The sequence below is a fragment of the Neptunomonas sp. genome (assembly GCF_016744175.1).
Lineage (GTDB): Bacteria > Pseudomonadota > Gammaproteobacteria > Pseudomonadales > Balneatricaceae > Neptunomonas.
Genome location: NZ_JADGEV010000007.1, coordinates 40,475 through 57,114, shown reverse-complemented (window position 1 = coordinate 57,114; position 16,640 = coordinate 40,475). Strand labels below are relative to the sequence as shown.

The window sequence follows — 16,640 nt, the reverse complement described above, 5'->3', positions numbered from 1 at the left end:
TACCTGATTACCAATAAAAAACGGATCAGATATCAGTATTTATGTATTGCTTTTATTTTACGTGAGCTTCCATTTCATCCCCGATTCGTTTTCTCATATCCATGAGGCGCAGTGCGGAATCTCTGAGGCGAATATCATGTTCTGTAACTGGGATCCATTCAGGTATATCGGTTGGTTTACCCTGGTCATCAACGGCAACCATAATAACAATGCAGTGAGTAGTTAGATGGCGTTCGGCATTTTTTGGATCACCTGCACGTACATCAATTCCTATATGCATTGATGAGCGGCCGGTATAAATTACTTTTGCAGCAACTTCAACAATGTTGCCTACGTGAATGGGTTTAACAAAACGAATACCGCCAGCATACGCAGTAATGCAGTACTTACCGCTCCATCCTGCTGCGCATGCATATGCTGCTAGATCGATCCATTTCATCACGGCGCCGCCATGAACCTTTCCGCCGAAGTTTACGTCAGCTGGCTCTGATAAAAATCTCAGTGTGATTTGTCTTTCTTGGCCTGCCATGAAAACCTCATAATTATACTTTATTGAAAGTCAGGTTATTATATAGACTAAAGGTGCACGTGAGAAATGTCTGATTAATTAGCCGAAAGAGGTGCTTATATGGGCCGTTGTTTGAGGAGTGTTGTGATCTTTGTATGTGTTTTTGTTTTTTTCTTGTCCACTACAGGGAGTCATGCAGCGGAAGAAGTAAAGAGAGAGCTTGTGATTGATCACGTTATGTTTCCAGTTTATTTAAATAATTCATTCCTAAAAGTAGTAAAAAAATCATGGGAAAAACATAAGGTAGGTAAGATTAATATAGGGCCTCAAAACGCCAGTTACAAAGGTGTTTTCTTTGGCAGCAAGAGTTTTTATGTGGAGCATTTATCAAATGTTAAATCACAGCCCTATTGGAGTAATGCGGTTTACCTTGCGGTGCCTAAAAAGTATTGGAGCTATTATAAAAATCCCGCTTTAGTGACTAAGAATTTTCTAGTTCCTTATTTTGGTTGTGGCTATCAGCTTATTAACCCTGATTATAAATATATCAATAGCAAGGTCTCTAAGGGACTGTCGTATGATGGGTTTACGCTTTTGATTTCTGAAGCGTTGCGAAAAGAGATCGTCAATGTCGCAGGACAAAAGTGGTCGTTACCGAGTAATGGAAAAGTACGCGTCCATGAGAAGTTAATTCGCGTTAACGAGATGGCTGTGATTAATGAAAAGTCGGAGCTTATAGCGCCTTTATATCAGCCAAACCCGATACTACGAGAGTTTCTTTAAGGGATGCAGGTTGCGCTTAGTATTCCTAACACTAAGGCTGCGTTCAAGCAGCTTTAGTATTGGCTCATCGATTAGTAATTAGGGTTGTAACTCTTGCAGTTTAACAGCAACTGATTCTAAACCTCCTTTGTTGAATGCATTGAGTAAGGCTGAACCTACAATCGCTACATCTGCATGGCCTTTAAGTGAGCGGATATCGCTGGCAGTGTTGATGCCAAAACCTACCGCTAATGGCAACGAAGTAAACTTTCTAATCGTGCTGAGATAGCTCTGGATATTCTGCGCTTTAGTGTCGTCTTGGATAGGTGCTTGCTGTCCTGTTACACCTGAACGGCTTACGCAGTAAAGCATACCTTGAGCGTGCTTTATGACTGTTCTAATCCGCTCTTGTTGCATGTCAGGAGTAATTAGCCATATCGGGGAAATTTCTTTCTTACATAGAGGTGCAAGCATGGTGTGATGATCAATGGGCAGGTCAGGTATGATTATGCCAATGACGTTATCTCCCATCTGCTGTGCTAGTGATGCAAAACCGGGTTGTAACAACGGATTTAAATAGCTCATTAATAGCACGCGACTTTGTGAGTAGCGTTGCGCGAGTTGTTTTATATCTTTAAGACACTGAGATAACTTAGGTTGATTTTCCAGTGCATGATGGCATGCAGTGGTGATGGTCGGGCCGTCTGCTACAGGGTCAGAGAAGGGGAACTGTACTTCGAGAATTTCTACGCCACTTTCAAGCATAAGCTGCATTATTTCGAGGCTTTTTTCTATGCTGGGGTACCCGTAAACAACATGAGTCATCATCAAAAGAGGCTTGGTTTGTCTTTGTTCTTGTATGAATGAGGTTAGTTTGTTCATTGTGAGGCCTCTTCTTTCAAGTAACTGTGTAAAAATTCATTGAACGGTTCGTCCTTCAATGCTTTGGCTATGTTGAATATATCTTTGTCACCGCGCCCTGAAATGTTGATGACTAGGTGCTCGTCAGGAGACATAGTGGCTGCTTCTTTTAACCCTCCAGCTACAGCATGGGAGGATTCAAGGGCTGGAATTATTCCTTCGTGACGAGTAAGTAGCTTAAAGGCTTCGATGACTTCTATATCATTAGCACTGGTCATACGAACCTTTCCTTGCTCCTCTAAATCAGCCAGTATCGGAGAGACGCCAACGTAATCAAGTCCGGCGGATATAGAGTGAGTTGGCTGTAGTTGCCCTTCGTCATCCTGCAGAAAGCGTGTTGCAAAACCTTGAGCAATACCAAAGCGTGCTTGGTCGGTATTAAAGCGCATTGCGTGCTCGCCAGGGTTTCCACTGCGTCCGCCGGCTTCAACACCTACAAGTTCTGTTTGTGTATCAACGAAGGGCAAGAAAATGCCACAAGCATTACTGCCGCCGCCAACACAGGCATAGATCCGCTCGGGGTGCTTTCCAAACTGTTGTATTGATTGTTCTTTTACTTCTTCTCCAATCACAGACTGAAAACCTGCAACCATTTCCGGATAAGGTGCACAGCCGCAGCTGGTGCCTATGAGATAGTGTGTGTCTTCATAACTCGAAGACCAGTCGCGCAGTGCTTCATCTAACGCATCTTTAAGTGTGGCTGCTCCTGTCGATACAGGTATCACTGTTGCACCCAGCTGTTTCATCCAGAAAACATTGGGGTACTGGCGTTCAATATCATGTGCTCCCATATAAACAACGCACTCTAATCCCAGACGAGCGGCAACCAGTGCACTGGCGACACCGTGTTGGCCTGCACCTGTTTCGGCGATAACGCGTGTTTTTCCCATACGCTTAGCGAGTAGCCCTTGGCCTATGACATTGTTCATTTTATGGGCGCCGCTATGGTTTAGGTCTTCACGTTTTAAATATATCTGTGCACCGCCAATTTTTTGTGTGAGGTTGGCGCAATAGGTTAAAGGGGTAGGGCGCCCTGAAAAATGTTGCATTTCAGATTTCACCTGTTGAACGAAGGAGGTGTCAGCCATAGCTTCGCGATAAGCTTTTAGCAGCTGTTGTTGGCTGCTATAGAGTATTTCGGGGATAAAGCTCCCGCCGTATTGACCAAAGCGTCCTTCATCATTCATGATCGTGCCTATATGCATTAATTTATTAACTAAACGGTTCGGTAAAGATAATAAAAAATCTTACTGGCGTCAATGAGGTTTTTATGGCGCGTGGTCGTCCTTCCAAAAAAAAAGTTATTCTTGATGCAGCACGACAGCTGTTTGCTGCATCGGGCTATCAGGGCACATCGATTGACTTAGTTGTGCAAACAGCCAGTGTTTCAAAACCAACGGTGTATAACAATTTCCCAACCAAGCAGGCGTTATTGCTGGCTTTACTAGAGGAGCTGTTGTCAGAGGTTCAGCAGCAGCGACAAGTCATTCTGGGTGATGATAACTTGTCGGTTATTGAACGCTTGATAGGGGCTTTCCGACAACTGGCTACCGTGCCAGAGTATTTGTCAGTCTATCGAATGTGTTATGGCGAGCGGCATAAACTTGATGATGATACTTATCAGCTATGTATTGTGTTTGATCAAGCATTACAAGATGACTGTATTGAATTGCTTCAAAGGCAAGAAGCGACTAAAGAGACTTCTATGATGATCATTGCCATTTGTAGAGAATCCTTACTGATTCCAGCGCTTTCAGGAGGGCGGGTTGTTTCTTCGCAGGTAATTGAAGCGGCTTTATCTCGTGTACTTTAGCAACATGAATGTATCAGTTTTGTTTGCGGTTTGTGAGACGCTATTCAAAGGATGGGCCGATACTTCTAGTATCCATTTCTCTTATTAGGGCTTATAAATGCAGCAACAGCGTGATCCATGGTCACTGTATGAGTTTTAAGCCACAGAGGAAATATTTCGTTCATATAGGTTTTTAATGAATGAATATCTTGATAGAGAGACCAGTGATTTATTAAAGAGTTTAGTTCGTGAATTAAGCGGTTGTGTTCTTGCTTATGTTGAGGAAAACCCGGGAACTGTGCTTCGAGCATGGACGCTTCTTCTTTGTCAAAGTGTGAGCGCTTGTGGTGCAGGAGTCTGTCGAGTAGAGGAGAAATTAACCCTTTGTTGCTTTCTCCTGTATATATTTGAGTAATGGTCAGGTTTATTTCAGAAGTAAGGCGCGCAGCTTCTTCGTGATCTTCATTGATGAAATTGAGCGCTACTTTTGGGACTCCATGCTTTTCTAAATAGCTCATACTTAGGGCACCACTAGCTTTTTATTATTACATTTGAGGCTACTCGATTAATTCTTATAACAGTATGTTTCTTTAGTCTAGTCTGAAAGAGCAAAAGGATTAACTGAATTAAAAGTCCATTTTCATTTCTTCTCTGACTATTTTGGTATCAATTTCTAATTGAACTAGCCTTGCTTTATCTGATGAAGTGAGGCCATTTTCTCTGCTTGCAAAAGTGATTTGCTTCAATGCTCTGTCTATCTGGCCCGTTAGTAAAAAGTATTCAACACGTGCCTGATGAACTGCTGTTGTATTTCCAGCTTGGCCTAATGCTTCTGATAATAAGTACCATGCGTTGATATCGGTAGGATAATTTTTAATCAGTTTGTTGAGAACCGTTACAGTATCTTGAGGGCGTTCAGCTCCCATGTAAGCTTTTGCTAGTAGTTGTTCTACTGCATAATGACCAGGGAAAAAACTCGCGAGTTTTTCTAGCTGATCAGTGGCAGTAATCCACGCTTGGGCGGCTATTTGTAATTCTGCATTTGTTAATTTCACAAAGAGATGTTCCTTCCACTGTGGTGGAAGTTTTTTTAATGCTTTTTCTGCTTGTTTGAACTGGTTCATTCGAATAGCTGCGACCGCGAGGCCATAATAATCTAATGGGGATTTTGTGACTTTTGCTGAAGTTTGGTAGTGATTTAAAGCTTTTTGAGGGTTGCTCGAAAAATGAACTTTCAAACGAGTACGAGTTAAATCAAAGTCTAATGATATTGGTGTAGCAGGGCTAGGCGGAAGTTGGCTTGCTCGATTTAATGAGTCAGCGATACGTGATTCTGTGACGGGGTGTGTTAAAAGAAATTCAGGGGGGCGAGTGCCTTGAAAGCGTAGAGATCTCTGCATTTGTGAAAACATGCGAGGCATTGCGTATGGGTCAATACCAGCGGCTGCCATAGTTTGCATGCCGATTCGATCCGCTTCTTGCTCGTTTCGACGGCTAAATGCGAGCCGTGAGGATTGTTGTGCTGCAAGCGAGCTAGTCAGGGCGGCAACGCCGGCTTGTGTGTCGGCTGCGGCAATAAGAATGCTGGCGAGCATCGTGGCTAGAGTGAAAGGTTTATTGCGGCGAGACTCTTCTAACTGTGCGGCAAAGTGACGCTGGCTTAAATGGGCTAATTCATGTGCGATGACTGATGAAAGCTCGTCTTCTTTTTCGGCAGACAGTACTAACCCGCCATGAATCCCAACTATGCCGCCAGGGACGGCAAAAGCATTGAGTGTTGCGTTGTCGAGTACAATGAGCTCCAAACGCTTGTCTTGTAATTGACTATGAGCAGTGAGCTGCCATAAAAGGTCATGCAAATAAGAATAGGTGATTGGATCATTAAGAAGGGGAGCGCTACCGCGCAAAACACGTGCCCATGCTTGGCCTAGTTTATGCTCATTATTAAGAGAAATAATACTTGAGGTTGAATCTTCAATTATCGGCAGCTCATCGTTGGCGTGTGCTGGTGACGCAGTGATAAGGATTGCAGTACATAAAAAAGTTATCATAAAGCGCATACTGTTCTTCCTGTTCTCTTTCAAGGGCGTGTGAAGCATGTCATTATCTTACCCCCGTTGCTATGTGTGATACCTTTTAAAGGTAGTAATTAGTCGTAAATTATTGAAATATGGGCCTTTATGCAAGATAGTGAGATTGACCAAACGTTAGACGTTAGAGAATTAAATTGTCCTTTGCCGCTACTTAAAGCAAAACAGGCATTAAACAAGCTTGCTTCTGGGCAAGTACTAAAAGTGATTGCTACGGATGTTGGATCAGTTAGGGATTTTAAAGCCTTTACCGACCAATCAGACCATGAGTTACTAAACTCGTTCATTGGTGAATCTGAATATATATACCTGATTCGACGTGGATAACTTAATTTTGACTGGATAGAGACACTATGAGAGCAATTATCTCAAAATGGGTAGAGCGATATTTCTCTGATGAAGAGGCTCTGTTTTTATTTTTATTACTCGGTTCGTTCCTTCTAATTATTTTAACATTAGGTAAGCCTTTAGCCCCTGTTTTTGCTGGGCTAATCATTGCATTTTTGATGCAAGGTGGTGTGGATACACTGGTTAAAAAGAAGATCCCGCACTTATTATCGGTAGCAATTGTTTTTACGGCTTTTTTGAGTTTTTTATTAGCACTGTCTTTGATCGTATTCCCTTTGGCTTGGAAGCAGCTATCAAATTTATTTCAAGAGCTACCCGGTATGGTTCAAGAGGTCCAGGCATTACTGCTGGTACTTCCGCAAGAATATCCTCAATGGGTATCAGAATCGCAAATTAGAGAGGTTATGCAGCTAGCGTCTAGCGAGCTATCTAGTGCGGGGCAATGGGTTTTCACTTTCTCTCTGAACTCTTTAGCTGGCGTTATGACGCTATTGGTGTATCTAGTGTTAGTGCCAATATTAGTGTTTTTCTTTCTCAAAGATGGGCGGTCACTAGTGCGCTGGTGGGTCAATTTTCTTCCAAGAAAGCGTCAGATGATGACAACCGTATGGCAAGAAATGGATGATCAAATTGCCAATTATATTAGGGGGAAAGTTATTGAAATTTTGATCGTGGGAACTGTGACCTACGTGACATTTCTGATGCTAGGTATTAATTATGCGGCATTATTGGGAATCATTGTTGGATTGTCAGTACTCATTCCATACATTGGTGCGGCACTAGTGACCTTGCCAGTGGCGTTGATTGCCTTTTTTCAATGGGGCTGGGGCGGTGAATTTATGTACTTGATGATTGCCTACGGCATCATTCAAGCGCTGGATGGCAACGTATTGGTTCCTCTATTGTTTTCGGAGGCAGTAAATTTACATCCGATTTCAATTATTGTTGCCGTATTGATCTTTGGCACTTTGTGGGGGTTTTGGGGGGTGTTCTTCGCGATACCATTGGCTACGTTGGTTAAAGCCATCTTGAACGCTTGGCCGGGGCCGTTGGATGAGGAACCGCATGAAGAAATTCCTGCTTAGCGTCCAATAATGATTTATTAGAAGTAATGCTCGTCAAAAGAAGCGAGCATTACAATGGAAAATGTAAGTCTACATGGTTAGATGCTTTTGGCGGCAATAAGGACTTCGTCAACATGCCCTTTAACCTTAACTTTACGCCATTCTTGTCGCAGTATTCCTTCTGAATCTATGAGGAAAGTACTGCGTTCAATACCCATATACTCTTTTCCGTAAAGCTTTTTCAATTTGATAACATCAAAGTGGTTACACAGGGCCTCGTCAGGGTCACTGATTAACTCAAAAGGGAAGCTGTGTTTAGCTTTATAGTTTTCATGTGTCCGCATGCTGTCGCGGCTTACTCCTATAATTTCAGTGTTAGTATCTTTGAATTCATTATAAAGGTCTCTGAAATTCTGCCCTTCTGTGGTACAACCCGGTGTATTATCCTTTGGGTAGAAGTAAATTATTAAGTTTTTACCCTGTAATTCAGATAACGAAAGGGTAGTTTCGCTGGTCGCAGATGCTGTGAAGTTTGGTACTAACTGTCCTACAACTATGTTTGGCATTATTCTTTCACCTGTATTTACAAAAAAGCGGCGTGGCTACTACGCTTATGTACTTTATTTCGTATAGAATATTGAGCCTTATACGATATCAGATCAGGTTTTGGATGTGTGTAGATAAATACAACATACCAAGCCTTAGTTAACGGAGAGTGAAATGATTACCGGCAGCATTGTGGCGCTAGTGACTCCAATGAAAGACAGCGGAGAGATCGACTGGGTTGGTCTTGATAAAGTTGTAGATTTTCATTTGGAAAACGGCACGGACTCTATTGTGGCAGTTGGCACAACAGGTGAGTCTGCAACACTTAATTGTGAAGAACATTGTGCGGTAATCAAACGTGTTGTAAAACGTGTTAATGGCCGTATCCCTGTTATAGCCGGTACCGGTGCTAACTCTACAGCTGAAGCTATTCAGTTAACAAGAGAAGCAAAAGGTGCTGGAGTAGATGCTTGTTTGTTAGTTACTCCTTATTACAACAAACCAACTCAAGAAGGTTTATATCAGCATTATAAAGCGATTGCTGAAGCGGTAGATATTGCGCAAATACTCTATAACGTACCTGGGCGTACGGCGTGCGATATGTTGACGAGCACCGTATTACGCCTGGCAGAAATACCAAATATCGTTGGAATAAAAGAAGCAACGGGTGATTTAGAACGAGCGAAAGATTTAATTAAAAAAGCACCTGAAGGGTTTGCTATATATTCTGGTGACGATCCTACAGCCATCGAAATGATTATTGCTGGTGGGCAAGGAAATATTTCTGTTACAGCAAATGTTGCTCCTGCAGAAATGGCTGAAATGTGCAAATTAGGCTTGCAGGGCAAAGCAGATGAAGCGCGTGCGCTCCAAACCCGTTTGATGCCATTGCATACTAAGCTTTTTGTTGAAGCAAACCCGATTCCTGTAAAATGGGCAATGTATGAAATGGGCTTAATGGATTTGGGTATTCGCCTACCTTTGACGGTGTTATCTGATGAATTCCATTCAGTAGTGCGTCAAGCGCTTGTTGATAGCAACGTCTCAAAGTAAGGAATAACTGATGAATACACGGTTGCTTTCATATGCAATTTTGGTTGGGCTGGTTGCAACCAGCGGATGTAGCATAATTGGCAAAAATCCAATTTATGGTGAACATGGTGTTTTTAAAGACCGAAACCAAGAGTATGAGAAAGCAGCTGTTGGTAAAGAGCTGAAAATCCCATCTCATATTCAGGTTAAGCATACACAGGATCAATTTGTAATACCTTCTGTAGGGCAAACGGCTTCGGTTCGTACTTCTGGTTTTGAAGTGCCGCGCCCTGAGTTTTTCTATGCGGACACAGGAAGTGATGCTGTTAATTTCAGGAAGGTCGGTGATCAAAAAATTATTGTTGTTGATGAACCGATTGCCGCTGTTTGGGAAAAAACACTGGATTTCATGAAGTTTAACGGTGTTCAAATTGCAAGCGCTGATGCTCGGCAGGGTTTGATTGAAAGTGATTGGATTTTGTTAAACGGACCTGAATATAATTTCATGGATCGTTGGATTAAGCACTTAACGCTTCAAGACATTCCGGGAGGCTCTCGTAACAAATTACAAATTAGCTTGCGTCCGGACCCTGAAAATTTTCAGCGTACTTCTATAGAGATGAAGCACGTTCAGTTCCCTGAAGAGCAAACAGTTGCCGATGTGGATTGGGAAAGTGCGTCGCAAAACGTTGGCTATAAATCAGACATGATGTTTGAAATGTTGCGTTACATGAGTAAGGCAACAGTAAAGCCTGAAGAGCGCTCATTACTGGCAATGCAGCAGAAGCAAGCTAAGCGCCCATTGTTGGGTCGTGATTCACGTGGCAACCCGGTGCTGAAAATTGATGTGCCAATTGATCTTTCATGGAACATGTTAAATACAGCGGTTGATAATGCGGGTCTGGATATCGGGACTCGGAATCAAAATATTGGCATGTTGTATATGACTTACACTACATCAACGCCTGTAGAAAGTAAGAAAAGTATGGGCTTCTTTGAATGGATCTTTTCTGACAGAGAAGAAATTAAGCTTGATACAAGTGTTATATCTTCTGCTTTAGGTGTGGAAAGCGTCTCTGACGTAGAGTACAGCTCGAAAGGTAATATTGAAGCTCCCGTTCTTAAAGAAGGCGAGGTGCAAGCTCTGGCAGACCCTAGTAATCCAGCAAATCAGAAAGGCTATAAGATTTGGATCGGAGGTAGGGTTGTGTATGTCTTCGGTGGAGATAAAAAGAAAGGGAGTTTTAATGCTGATACAAACGCTTATGAGCATGTCGGTAAATATCAGTTAAAAATGAATAGAACGCGTTCCGGTGTTTACGTATCTGTACGCAATGATGAAGGTTTATCAGCGCCAGCTATTGTAGCTGAGGAAATTCTTTGGTTAATCAAAGATAATATGCCTACGGGTTGATTCAGCTTTAACCGTTTTACTTTATTTGATCAAAGGGGCTTTATGCCCCTTTATCATACCCGTTATATTTTTTGGAGAGAGAAATGAAAGCTGTCTTTCTGGATATAGAAGGTCTTAATGATTTAAATCTTGCACATCTTGAAGCGTCGTTTGAGGTGTTTGATTCGTTTAAAAGTACTGCGCCTGAACAAGTGATCGAAAGAGTTGTTGATGCTGATGTCGTTATCGTTAATAAAGTGCAGCTTACCAAGGAGATACTCAGTAGTGTTTCTCGACTTTCATTAATATGTGTCGTGGCTACGGGCACTAATAACGTTGATCTTGATGCTGCAAAACAAAACGGTATCGCCGTTTATAATTGTCAAGCTTACGGGATTCCGTCAGTAGTTCAGCATACTTTTTCATTGATCTTGGCTTTACATACGAATTTACTAAATTATGATCGTGCAGTTCGCGAGGGCGATTGGCAAAACTCATCTCAGTTTTGTTTACTGGATTATCCAATTCGTGAATTGAGTGGCCGTAAGTTAGGTATTATTGGTTATGGCCATTTAGGGCAGGGTGTAGCTAATATAGCCAAAGCCTTTGGCATGGAAGTGCTAGTAGCAAGCCGTTCGCTTGATGATACTAGGGTTGGCCGTGTTCCTCTAAATGAATTGCTGTCGGTTGTGGATGTATTATCAATACATTGTCCGTTAACTGAAGAAACTCATAATCTGATTGGTGCCAAAGCATTAGCACTTATGAAAAATGATGCGGTGTTAGTTAACGTTGCACGCGGTGGTGTTGTTGATGAAAAAGCATTAGCCGATGCACTTCGTAGTGGAGAGTTGGCTGGAGCGGCTACCGATGTATTAACAGTAGAGCCACCAAGGGAAGGAAATATTTTGCTCTCTGCAAATATCCCTAACCTGATAGTAACTCCCCATAGTGCTTGGGGTAGCCAAGAAGCCCGACAGCGTATTATCGATCAAACCGTTGAGAATATTGTTGCTTATGGCTGTGATGATAGTACACGGCGGGTGCTTTAACGTCCTTGGTGCTCTAGATACTTAGAAAGGCGCTTTGGCAGTAAATGACAGCGACTCTTGTGTAAAAGGGTGTGTGAAAGTCAGTTCTTCTGCGTGCAGTAATAATCGGTCGGATAGTGCTAATGCCTCTCCCTCGGCGTAGAAGCGGTCACCTGCTATTGGGTGGCCTAGCCACTGCATATGCACACGCAGTTGGTGGGAACGGCCTGTTTCAGGATAAAGAAGGACGCGAGTGCTATCGTCCATCTTTTCAATGACTTCCCAGCGAGTTAAAGCGCTTTTCCCTTTCTCATGATCAACCATTTGAAGTGGGCGGCGTTCCCAGTCGCATCGTAACGGCTCTTTAATTATACCGTTATCTTCTGTGGGAGTTCCGCTAATAATTGCGTGGTATCGTTTAGATACTTGCCGAGTTTGAAATAGGCGGCTTAGCTCGACAAGAGATTCTGCTGTGAGTGCAAGCATCATTAAGCCGGATGTCGCGTAATCTAAACGGTGCACTATACGAGCAGTGGGGTGTCCTTCTGCTTGCACTCTGCGGCCTAGGCAATCTTGTTTGTCGGGCCCTTTTCCGGGTACCGATAATAGATCATGTGGCTTGTTAATGATAACCAGATAATCATCTGAAAACAGAACTGGAATCATCGTTTAAATGTCCCTTTATTCTTACTGCTTTTCGTTTTCGTTTTACCCAAAGCCATTTTTTTGAACAGTGCCATTGATTCAACATGGTTTGTGTGTGGGAACATATCCATGACATTAAAACGAATTAGTTGGTAGCCTTTTTCCAATAGTAGCTTGCTGTCTCTTGCAAGTGCTGAAGGGTCGCATGATACGTAGAGTATCTCGGTTGCTTGGGTTGGCAGTTGATTAATAACTTCATAAGCACCCGTTCTAGGAGGGTCGAGAACAATCTTGTTGGGTGATGATTTAAGCCATTGTTGATGTTTGTTATCAGCTGATAAATCAGCGCGAAAAAACTGAGCATTATCAATCTTATTAAGTTCAGCGTTGCTGGTAGCACGCTTGACCATTTCATTGGAGCCTTCAATGCCGGTAATCGTTTTGACGTGCTGAGCTATGGGTAAAGTGAAGTTACCTAACCCACAAAAAAGATCTAATACGACATCATCTTTATTCAGCTCAAGCCAGTTAATGGCTTGTCGAATCATCTGTTGGTTAACGCTAGCGTTGACCTGTAAGAAGTCGCCGGGATGAAATTCTAGTTGAATGTTTTCATTAGGAAGTGAGTAGCGGTTAGGCGCTAGCTCAAGTAATGCTAATGTATCGGTATCTGTTTTTAGATAAAGGTTAAATTGCTTACTTTTAGCAAAGTCGATAAGTAATTCTTTGTCTGTGTGCTTAGGTGTACCTTTGCAGCGCAATAGTAATGACTGTGAACTATCACCAAAAAGCAGTTCAGCATGAGTATAGGCTTTACTATTGGGTATTTGATCAAGTACGGCTTTAAGGTCGGTAAAAATTGATTCGCCGCGTTGATCTAAAACGGGGCAAGAGGAAATCTGAAGTAATTTATTACTTTTCTTGCGTCGAAAACCAACAATGGCCTCATCACTTTTGTGCAGTACATTAAGTCCTAGTCTTGCCGAACGGCGATAGTTCCAAGGGTCTGACTGAATAGGCTCTTCAATGTAAAGAGGTGTCTGTTCCCCGAAACGTGATAGCTGGTTGAGCACATTTTCTTGCTTTTCTGTGATCTGGGCATCGTGCTCTAAATGCTGAAGTTGGCATCCTCCGCATTCAAAATAGTGTTTGCAGAAAGGCTCTGTGCGGTCAGGCGACGGTTTTACAATTTGGACAAGTTTGGCTTCATCGTAACGCTTATGTTGAGTTGTAATGAGGGCTTCTACTTCTTCATTACGTAATGCGTCATCTACAAAAATAGTTTTGCCCTGATGCCGCGCTACGCCACGGCCTTCCTGGCTGAGTGATTCAATATGAAGCAAAAGAGCTTCTTTTGGTAATGTGTTTTTTTTTGTGGTTGGGCGGCCAAAACGAATTGATTGTTTTTTCATATTACTTTCCAGAATAAGCTGGCAGCATTTTATCATAGTGGAGATCAAGTCATCAGGCTCATTCTTACTTCTTTCTATTGTATAGTGAGCGCCAGAATATTTTTTTGGAGCAGTGGTCGTGGCTGAGCATCCGTTTGCGCCTTATGTGCGTATATTAGGTAAAGGTAAAAAGGGTTCCCGTTCATTAACGCAACCAGAAGCGTTTGATGCAATGAGTATGATATTGGCTGGTGATGTGCGCCCCGAACAATTAGGCGCATTCTTGATGCTATTACGTGTTAAAGAAGAATCTCCTCAGGAGTTGGCTGGCTTTGTTCAGGCGGCTCGGCTACATGCTCACGCCCCGCAAGCGTTAAATATTGACCTTGACTGGTCTACTTACGCAGGAAAAAAGCGACAATTGCCATGGTTCTTATTGGCTGCTTTTGTGTTGTCTGAAAACAACACCCGAGTCTTTATGCATGGATCAAAAGGCCATACAGATGGCCGGCTATACATAGAGGATATGTTGGCCCATTTTGGGCTGGCTGCGGCTAAGGAGTGGGGGCAGGTTTCAACTGATTTAGATAAGCAGCGGTTTGCATATATGTCGATCAATGAAATGGTGCCTCATCTCGGAGAAATCATACAGTTGCGGCCAATTTTAGGGCTTCGATCTCCTGTACACACGTTATGTCGATTGATTAATCCTTTAGGTGCAAGTTGTACTGTTGATGGTGTTTTTCACCCTGCGTATGCACCGATGCATCAGGAAACAAGTTTATTGCTGGGGGTTCAGCAGGGGCTGACTATTCGTGGTGATGGTGGAGAGGCAGAGCTCAAACCTGATTCAGATTGTGAAATACGTTGGATCAGGCAAGGAAAGCTATCAGACGAGCAGTGGCCTAGGATTTATCAGAAACGTTTAGTAAAAGACGAGGTTCTAGATCCCGCTTTATTGCTAGCGTGCTGGCGTGGAGAAGTCGATCATGAATACGGAGAGGGGGCTGTTATCTCAACATTAGCCTCGCTATTGATATTGCTGGAGAAGGCAACGCAGAAGAATGATGCGTTGGTCTTAGCGCGCGATTTATGGGGGCAGCGTGATAAGACGCGTTTTTAAACGGGTTCAGGTTAAGGCGAGATGCTAATCACGCCTTAACCTGTCAGAAACGGCAATAGGCGATGGAAAATTAAAGATAACCACATAGGTTGAGAGTATGAAAGTGAGAATAGCAGTAGCCTGAATGACATGTGATGCTTCTTGCCCTATTAAGGCGGTACTGGTGGCAATATAAGCTATCAGCAGTGAAAATTCACTAATTTGCCCCAGCCGAAACCCTACTTCCCAAGACATGGCGTTATCTTCCTTAATTGTTTTAAGTAGCAGATGAAATACGACAGGCTTTAAAGTAACAACTAATACCGCCAATATAAGGGAGGGGACCAGTATTTGTCCGACTAAACCAAGGTTGAAACTTGCACCGACCGAGAAGAAGAAGAGGATTAAAAAGAAATCGCGCAGAGGTTTGAGGTTTGTGGCGATGTATTGAGAAATAGGGCTGGTTGCTAATGTTACCCCGGCTACAAAAGCGCCCATTTCTGCTGATAGGCCAATGTACTGTGCGCCTTCTGCCATACCTAGGCACCAACCAATAGCGAGAAGAAATATGTACTCGTGAAATCTATCAAATTTCTGTATTAGCTTAAGAATAATATATTTAACGAGCGCAAAACCGCCAATCACGAGTAATGGGAGAGCAACTAAAGGTTTTATAAGATCCATAGTGCTACTGTTTTCATTTTGGCCGCTGTATAAAAAGAGCAGTACAAGAATGGCAATAACATCTTGAAGCAGTAATAACCCCACGACTAGTTCGCCTGTATGCCGGTGATGTAGTACGGTCGTTGGGAGTAGTTTGATACCAATGATGGTGCTGGAGAACATTAAGGCAGCACCAATAATTAATGACTCTGTCTGTGTGTAACCAAACAGTTGAGATGCCGCATAACCCGTTACTAAAAACATTAAGGAGCTTCCTAAGGCTACCCATGTTGCTTTTTTAATCATCTGAACCAGATGAGAAGGCTGCATATCCAAACCTAATAGAAATAGTAGAAAAATTATACCGACATGCGATATATCAGATAACAACGCTGTATCTGAGATAAGTTTATAGCCATAAGGGCCAAGAATAGCACCAAGTACAATGTAAGCAACCAGTAATGGTTGGCGTGTATAAAGTGCAGCTGAAGCTAATATAGCGGCACCGGTAAAGATAAGAAAGAAAGAGAAAACTACTGAGTGCTCAGTCATTTAAGAGGCTCCGTGACAGCATGTGTTGAGTGTAACAGAAGAGGGTGTGCTGTGTTGGGCCGTTGATACAAAGTTGATGATTGTTGTTTAATATCTGATCAATTTACTCGGAATTAGAATCAGTGTATCCTGATGGCATTATTTGTACATATGTTTGTATTCGGGTGTAAAAAATGAACATGACGGTTACCGAAGGCGCTGAAGAATATCTCGCCGATTTATTATCTAAACAAAATGTTGAAGGCATCGCCGTAAGGATGTTTGTTACTCAGCCAGGTACGCCCTACGCGGAAACTTGCTTAGCATACTGCAGACCAGAAGAGCTGGTTGAAGATGACGAGGTCATGGAGCTTAGTAAGATTCGTTTTTATTTTGAACGAAATAGCTTGCCGTATTTAGAGGAGGCACATGTTGATTATTCCCAAGATCGTATGGGAGGGCAGTTAACAATTAAAGCGCCAAATGCCAAAGTACCTAAGGTTTCTTCTGATAGCCCAATGAGTGAGCAGATCAACTACATTCTTTACAGTGATATCAATCCAGGCCTTGCTTCCCATGGTGGAGAAGTTAAATTGATGGAGTTGGTTGAAGAAACTGATGGGTTTATTGCAGTGCTTCAATTTGGTGGTGGCTGCCAGGGATGTAGCGCCGTTGATATGACACTAAAAGATGGCGTCGAGAAAACGTTAGTTGAACGTCTACCCGGGTTATTGGGTGTGCGCGATGTGACAGATCATAGCGTGACAGATAATTCCTATTATAAGTAAGCGTGATTGCCAGGTGCTCTCGTAGATTAAATG

General features: G+C 42.7%; 18 protein-coding genes. 9 read left to right on the top strand and 9 right to left on the bottom strand.

Annotation, left to right across the window (positions count from 1 at the left end):
• Window positions 1–52 precede the first annotated feature (52 nt).
• Window positions 53–529 (bottom strand): acyl-CoA thioesterase, encoded by a 477-nt coding sequence (locus QZZ55_RS04585; protein WP_293265799.1) that lies wholly within the window; start codon window positions 527–529, stop codon window positions 53–55.
• Between the two features lie 201 nt (window positions 530–730).
• Here QZZ55_RS04585 and QZZ55_RS04580 point away from each other — a divergent pair, with 201 nt between their 5' ends.
• A complete protein-coding gene (locus tag QZZ55_RS04580) occupies window positions 731–1,291 on the top strand; it encodes a hypothetical protein (RefSeq protein WP_293265797.1) in 561 nt (186 codons plus the stop codon).
• A 78-nt stretch (window positions 1,292–1,369) separates the two neighbouring features.
• Here QZZ55_RS04580 and trpA read toward each other — a convergent pair whose 3' ends face one another.
• The gene (gene trpA / locus QZZ55_RS04575) at window positions 1,370–2,152 is read right to left on the bottom strand and encodes a tryptophan synthase subunit alpha (RefSeq protein ID WP_293265795.1); all 783 of its coding nucleotides are present in this window, start codon (window positions 2,150–2,152) and stop codon (window positions 1,370–1,372) included.
• On the bottom strand, window positions 2,149–3,378 hold the full coding sequence (gene trpB, locus QZZ55_RS04570; RefSeq protein WP_293265793.1) for a tryptophan synthase subunit beta: 1,230 nt from the start codon (window positions 3,376–3,378) through the stop codon (window positions 2,149–2,151). The genes trpA and trpB overlap by 4 nt, the downstream gene beginning before the upstream one ends.
• Before the next feature lie 83 nt (window positions 3,379–3,461).
• On the opposite strand from trpB, the gene QZZ55_RS04565 reads away from it, so the two are divergent.
• Window positions 3,462–4,004, top strand: a complete 543-nt coding sequence (locus tag QZZ55_RS04565) for a TetR/AcrR family transcriptional regulator (RefSeq protein ID WP_293265791.1) — start codon at window positions 3,462–3,464, stop codon at window positions 4,002–4,004.
• A 65-nt stretch (window positions 4,005–4,069) separates the two neighbouring features.
• Here QZZ55_RS04565 and QZZ55_RS04560 read toward each other — a convergent pair whose 3' ends face one another.
• Together QZZ55_RS04560 and QZZ55_RS04555 are read right to left on the bottom strand one after the other, a co-directional pair.
• Window positions 4,070–4,501, bottom strand: a complete 432-nt coding sequence (locus tag QZZ55_RS04560) for a hemerythrin family protein (RefSeq protein ID WP_293265789.1) — start codon at window positions 4,499–4,501, stop codon at window positions 4,070–4,072.
• A gap of 108 nt (window positions 4,502–4,609) precedes the next feature.
• Window positions 4,610–6,043, bottom strand: coding sequence for a M48 family metalloprotease (locus QZZ55_RS04555; RefSeq protein ID WP_293265787.1), 1,434 nt, complete (start codon window positions 6,041–6,043; stop codon window positions 4,610–4,612).
• Between the two features lie 120 nt (window positions 6,044–6,163).
• On the opposite strand from QZZ55_RS04555, the gene QZZ55_RS04550 reads away from it, so the two are divergent.
• Together QZZ55_RS04550 and QZZ55_RS04545 are read left to right on the top strand one after the other, a co-directional pair.
• On the top strand, window positions 6,164–6,400 hold the full coding sequence (locus QZZ55_RS04550) for a sulfurtransferase TusA family protein (RefSeq protein WP_293265785.1): 237 nt from the start codon (window positions 6,164–6,166) through the stop codon (window positions 6,398–6,400).
• A 26-nt stretch (window positions 6,401–6,426) separates the two neighbouring features.
• On the top strand, window positions 6,427–7,506 hold the full coding sequence (locus QZZ55_RS04545) for an AI-2E family transporter (protein WP_293265783.1): 1,080 nt from the start codon (window positions 6,427–6,429) through the stop codon (window positions 7,504–7,506).
• 77 nt (window positions 7,507–7,583) lie between these two features.
• Here QZZ55_RS04545 and QZZ55_RS04540 read toward each other — a convergent pair whose 3' ends face one another.
• Window positions 7,584–8,051: a peroxiredoxin gene (locus QZZ55_RS04540; protein WP_293265781.1), complete on the bottom strand. Its 468-nt coding sequence runs from the start codon at window positions 8,049–8,051 to the stop codon at window positions 7,584–7,586.
• A gap of 154 nt (window positions 8,052–8,205) precedes the next feature.
• Here QZZ55_RS04540 and dapA point away from each other — a divergent pair, with 154 nt between their 5' ends.
• The 3 genes from dapA (at window position 8,206) to QZZ55_RS04525 (ending at window position 11,508) form a co-directional block, all read left to right on the top strand.
• On the top strand, window positions 8,206–9,084 hold the full coding sequence (gene dapA, locus QZZ55_RS04535) for a 4-hydroxy-tetrahydrodipicolinate synthase (RefSeq protein ID WP_293265779.1): 879 nt from the start codon (window positions 8,206–8,208) through the stop codon (window positions 9,082–9,084).
• Between the two features lie 10 nt (window positions 9,085–9,094).
• Window positions 9,095–10,477, top strand: a complete 1,383-nt coding sequence (gene bamC / locus QZZ55_RS04530; protein ID WP_293265777.1) for an outer membrane protein assembly factor BamC — start codon at window positions 9,095–9,097, stop codon at window positions 10,475–10,477.
• A gap of 83 nt (window positions 10,478–10,560) precedes the next feature.
• Window positions 10,561–11,508, top strand: a complete 948-nt coding sequence (locus QZZ55_RS04525) for a 2-hydroxyacid dehydrogenase (RefSeq protein WP_293265775.1) — start codon at window positions 10,561–10,563, stop codon at window positions 11,506–11,508.
• Between the two features lie 21 nt (window positions 11,509–11,529).
• On the opposite strand, the gene QZZ55_RS04520 is transcribed toward QZZ55_RS04525, so the two are convergent.
• A complete protein-coding gene (locus QZZ55_RS04520; RefSeq protein WP_293265773.1) occupies window positions 11,530–12,153 on the bottom strand; it encodes an RluA family pseudouridine synthase in 624 nt (207 codons plus the stop codon).
• On the bottom strand, window positions 12,150–13,544 hold the full coding sequence (rlmD, locus tag QZZ55_RS04515) for a 23S rRNA (uracil(1939)-C(5))-methyltransferase RlmD (RefSeq protein ID WP_293265771.1): 1,395 nt from the start codon (window positions 13,542–13,544) through the stop codon (window positions 12,150–12,152). Before rlmD ends, QZZ55_RS04520 begins: the two co-directional genes overlap by 4 nt.
• A 118-nt stretch (window positions 13,545–13,662) precedes the next feature.
• On the opposite strand from rlmD, the gene QZZ55_RS04510 reads away from it, so the two are divergent.
• Entirely contained in the window at window positions 13,663–14,646 is a 984-nt protein-coding gene (locus tag QZZ55_RS04510; RefSeq protein ID WP_293265769.1) for a glycosyl transferase family protein, read from the top strand.
• A 24-nt stretch (window positions 14,647–14,670) separates the two neighbouring features.
• Here the strand turns inward: QZZ55_RS04510 and QZZ55_RS04505 are convergent, their stop codons facing one another.
• Window positions 14,671–15,840 (bottom strand): cation:proton antiporter, encoded by a 1,170-nt coding sequence (locus QZZ55_RS04505; RefSeq protein WP_293265767.1) that lies wholly within the window; start codon window positions 15,838–15,840, stop codon window positions 14,671–14,673.
• Window positions 15,841–16,013: 173 nt separating this feature from the next.
• Between QZZ55_RS04505 and nfuA the strand changes: the two genes are divergently transcribed.
• Window positions 16,014–16,607, top strand: coding sequence for a Fe-S biogenesis protein NfuA (gene nfuA / locus QZZ55_RS04500; RefSeq protein WP_293265765.1), 594 nt, complete (start codon window positions 16,014–16,016; stop codon window positions 16,605–16,607).
• Window positions 16,608–16,640: the final 33 nt, after the last annotated feature.

Coding starts and splice junctions, on each gene's coding strand:
- QZZ55_RS04565 (WP_293265791.1), top strand. CDS start 3,462: ATGGCGCGTGGTCGTCCTTCCAAAAAAAAAGTTATTCTTGATGCAGCA.
- trpB (WP_293265793.1), bottom strand. CDS start 3,378: ATGAATGATGAAGGACGCTTTGGTCAATACGGCGGGAGCTTTATCCCC.
- QZZ55_RS04560 (WP_293265789.1), bottom strand. CDS start 4,501: ATGAGCTATTTAGAAAAGCATGGAGTCCCAAAAGTAGCGCTCAATTTC.
- nfuA (WP_293265765.1), top strand. CDS start 16,014: ATGAACATGACGGTTACCGAAGGCGCTGAAGAATATCTCGCCGATTTA.
- QZZ55_RS04550 (WP_293265785.1), top strand. CDS start 6,164: ATGCAAGATAGTGAGATTGACCAAACGTTAGACGTTAGAGAATTAAAT.
- QZZ55_RS04585 (WP_293265799.1), bottom strand. CDS start 529: ATGGCAGGCCAAGAAAGACAAATCACACTGAGATTTTTATCAGAGCCA.
- QZZ55_RS04525 (WP_293265775.1), top strand. CDS start 10,561: ATGAAAGCTGTCTTTCTGGATATAGAAGGTCTTAATGATTTAAATCTT.
- QZZ55_RS04505 (WP_293265767.1), bottom strand. CDS start 15,840: ATGACTGAGCACTCAGTAGTTTTCTCTTTCTTTCTTATCTTTACCGGT.
- trpA (WP_293265795.1), bottom strand. CDS start 2,152: ATGAACAAACTAACCTCATTCATACAAGAACAAAGACAAACCAAGCCT.
- rlmD (WP_293265771.1), bottom strand. CDS start 13,544: ATGAAAAAACAATCAATTCGTTTTGGCCGCCCAACCACAAAAAAAAAC.
- QZZ55_RS04545 (WP_293265783.1), top strand. CDS start 6,427: ATGAGAGCAATTATCTCAAAATGGGTAGAGCGATATTTCTCTGATGAA.
- QZZ55_RS04520 (WP_293265773.1), bottom strand. CDS start 12,153: ATGATTCCAGTTCTGTTTTCAGATGATTATCTGGTTATCATTAACAAG.
- bamC (WP_293265777.1), top strand. CDS start 9,095: ATGAATACACGGTTGCTTTCATATGCAATTTTGGTTGGGCTGGTTGCA.
- QZZ55_RS04540 (WP_293265781.1), bottom strand. CDS start 8,051: ATGCCAAACATAGTTGTAGGACAGTTAGTACCAAACTTCACAGCATCT.
- dapA (WP_293265779.1), top strand. CDS start 8,206: ATGATTACCGGCAGCATTGTGGCGCTAGTGACTCCAATGAAAGACAGC.
- QZZ55_RS04555 (WP_293265787.1), bottom strand. CDS start 6,043: ATGCGCTTTATGATAACTTTTTTATGTACTGCAATCCTTATCACTGCG.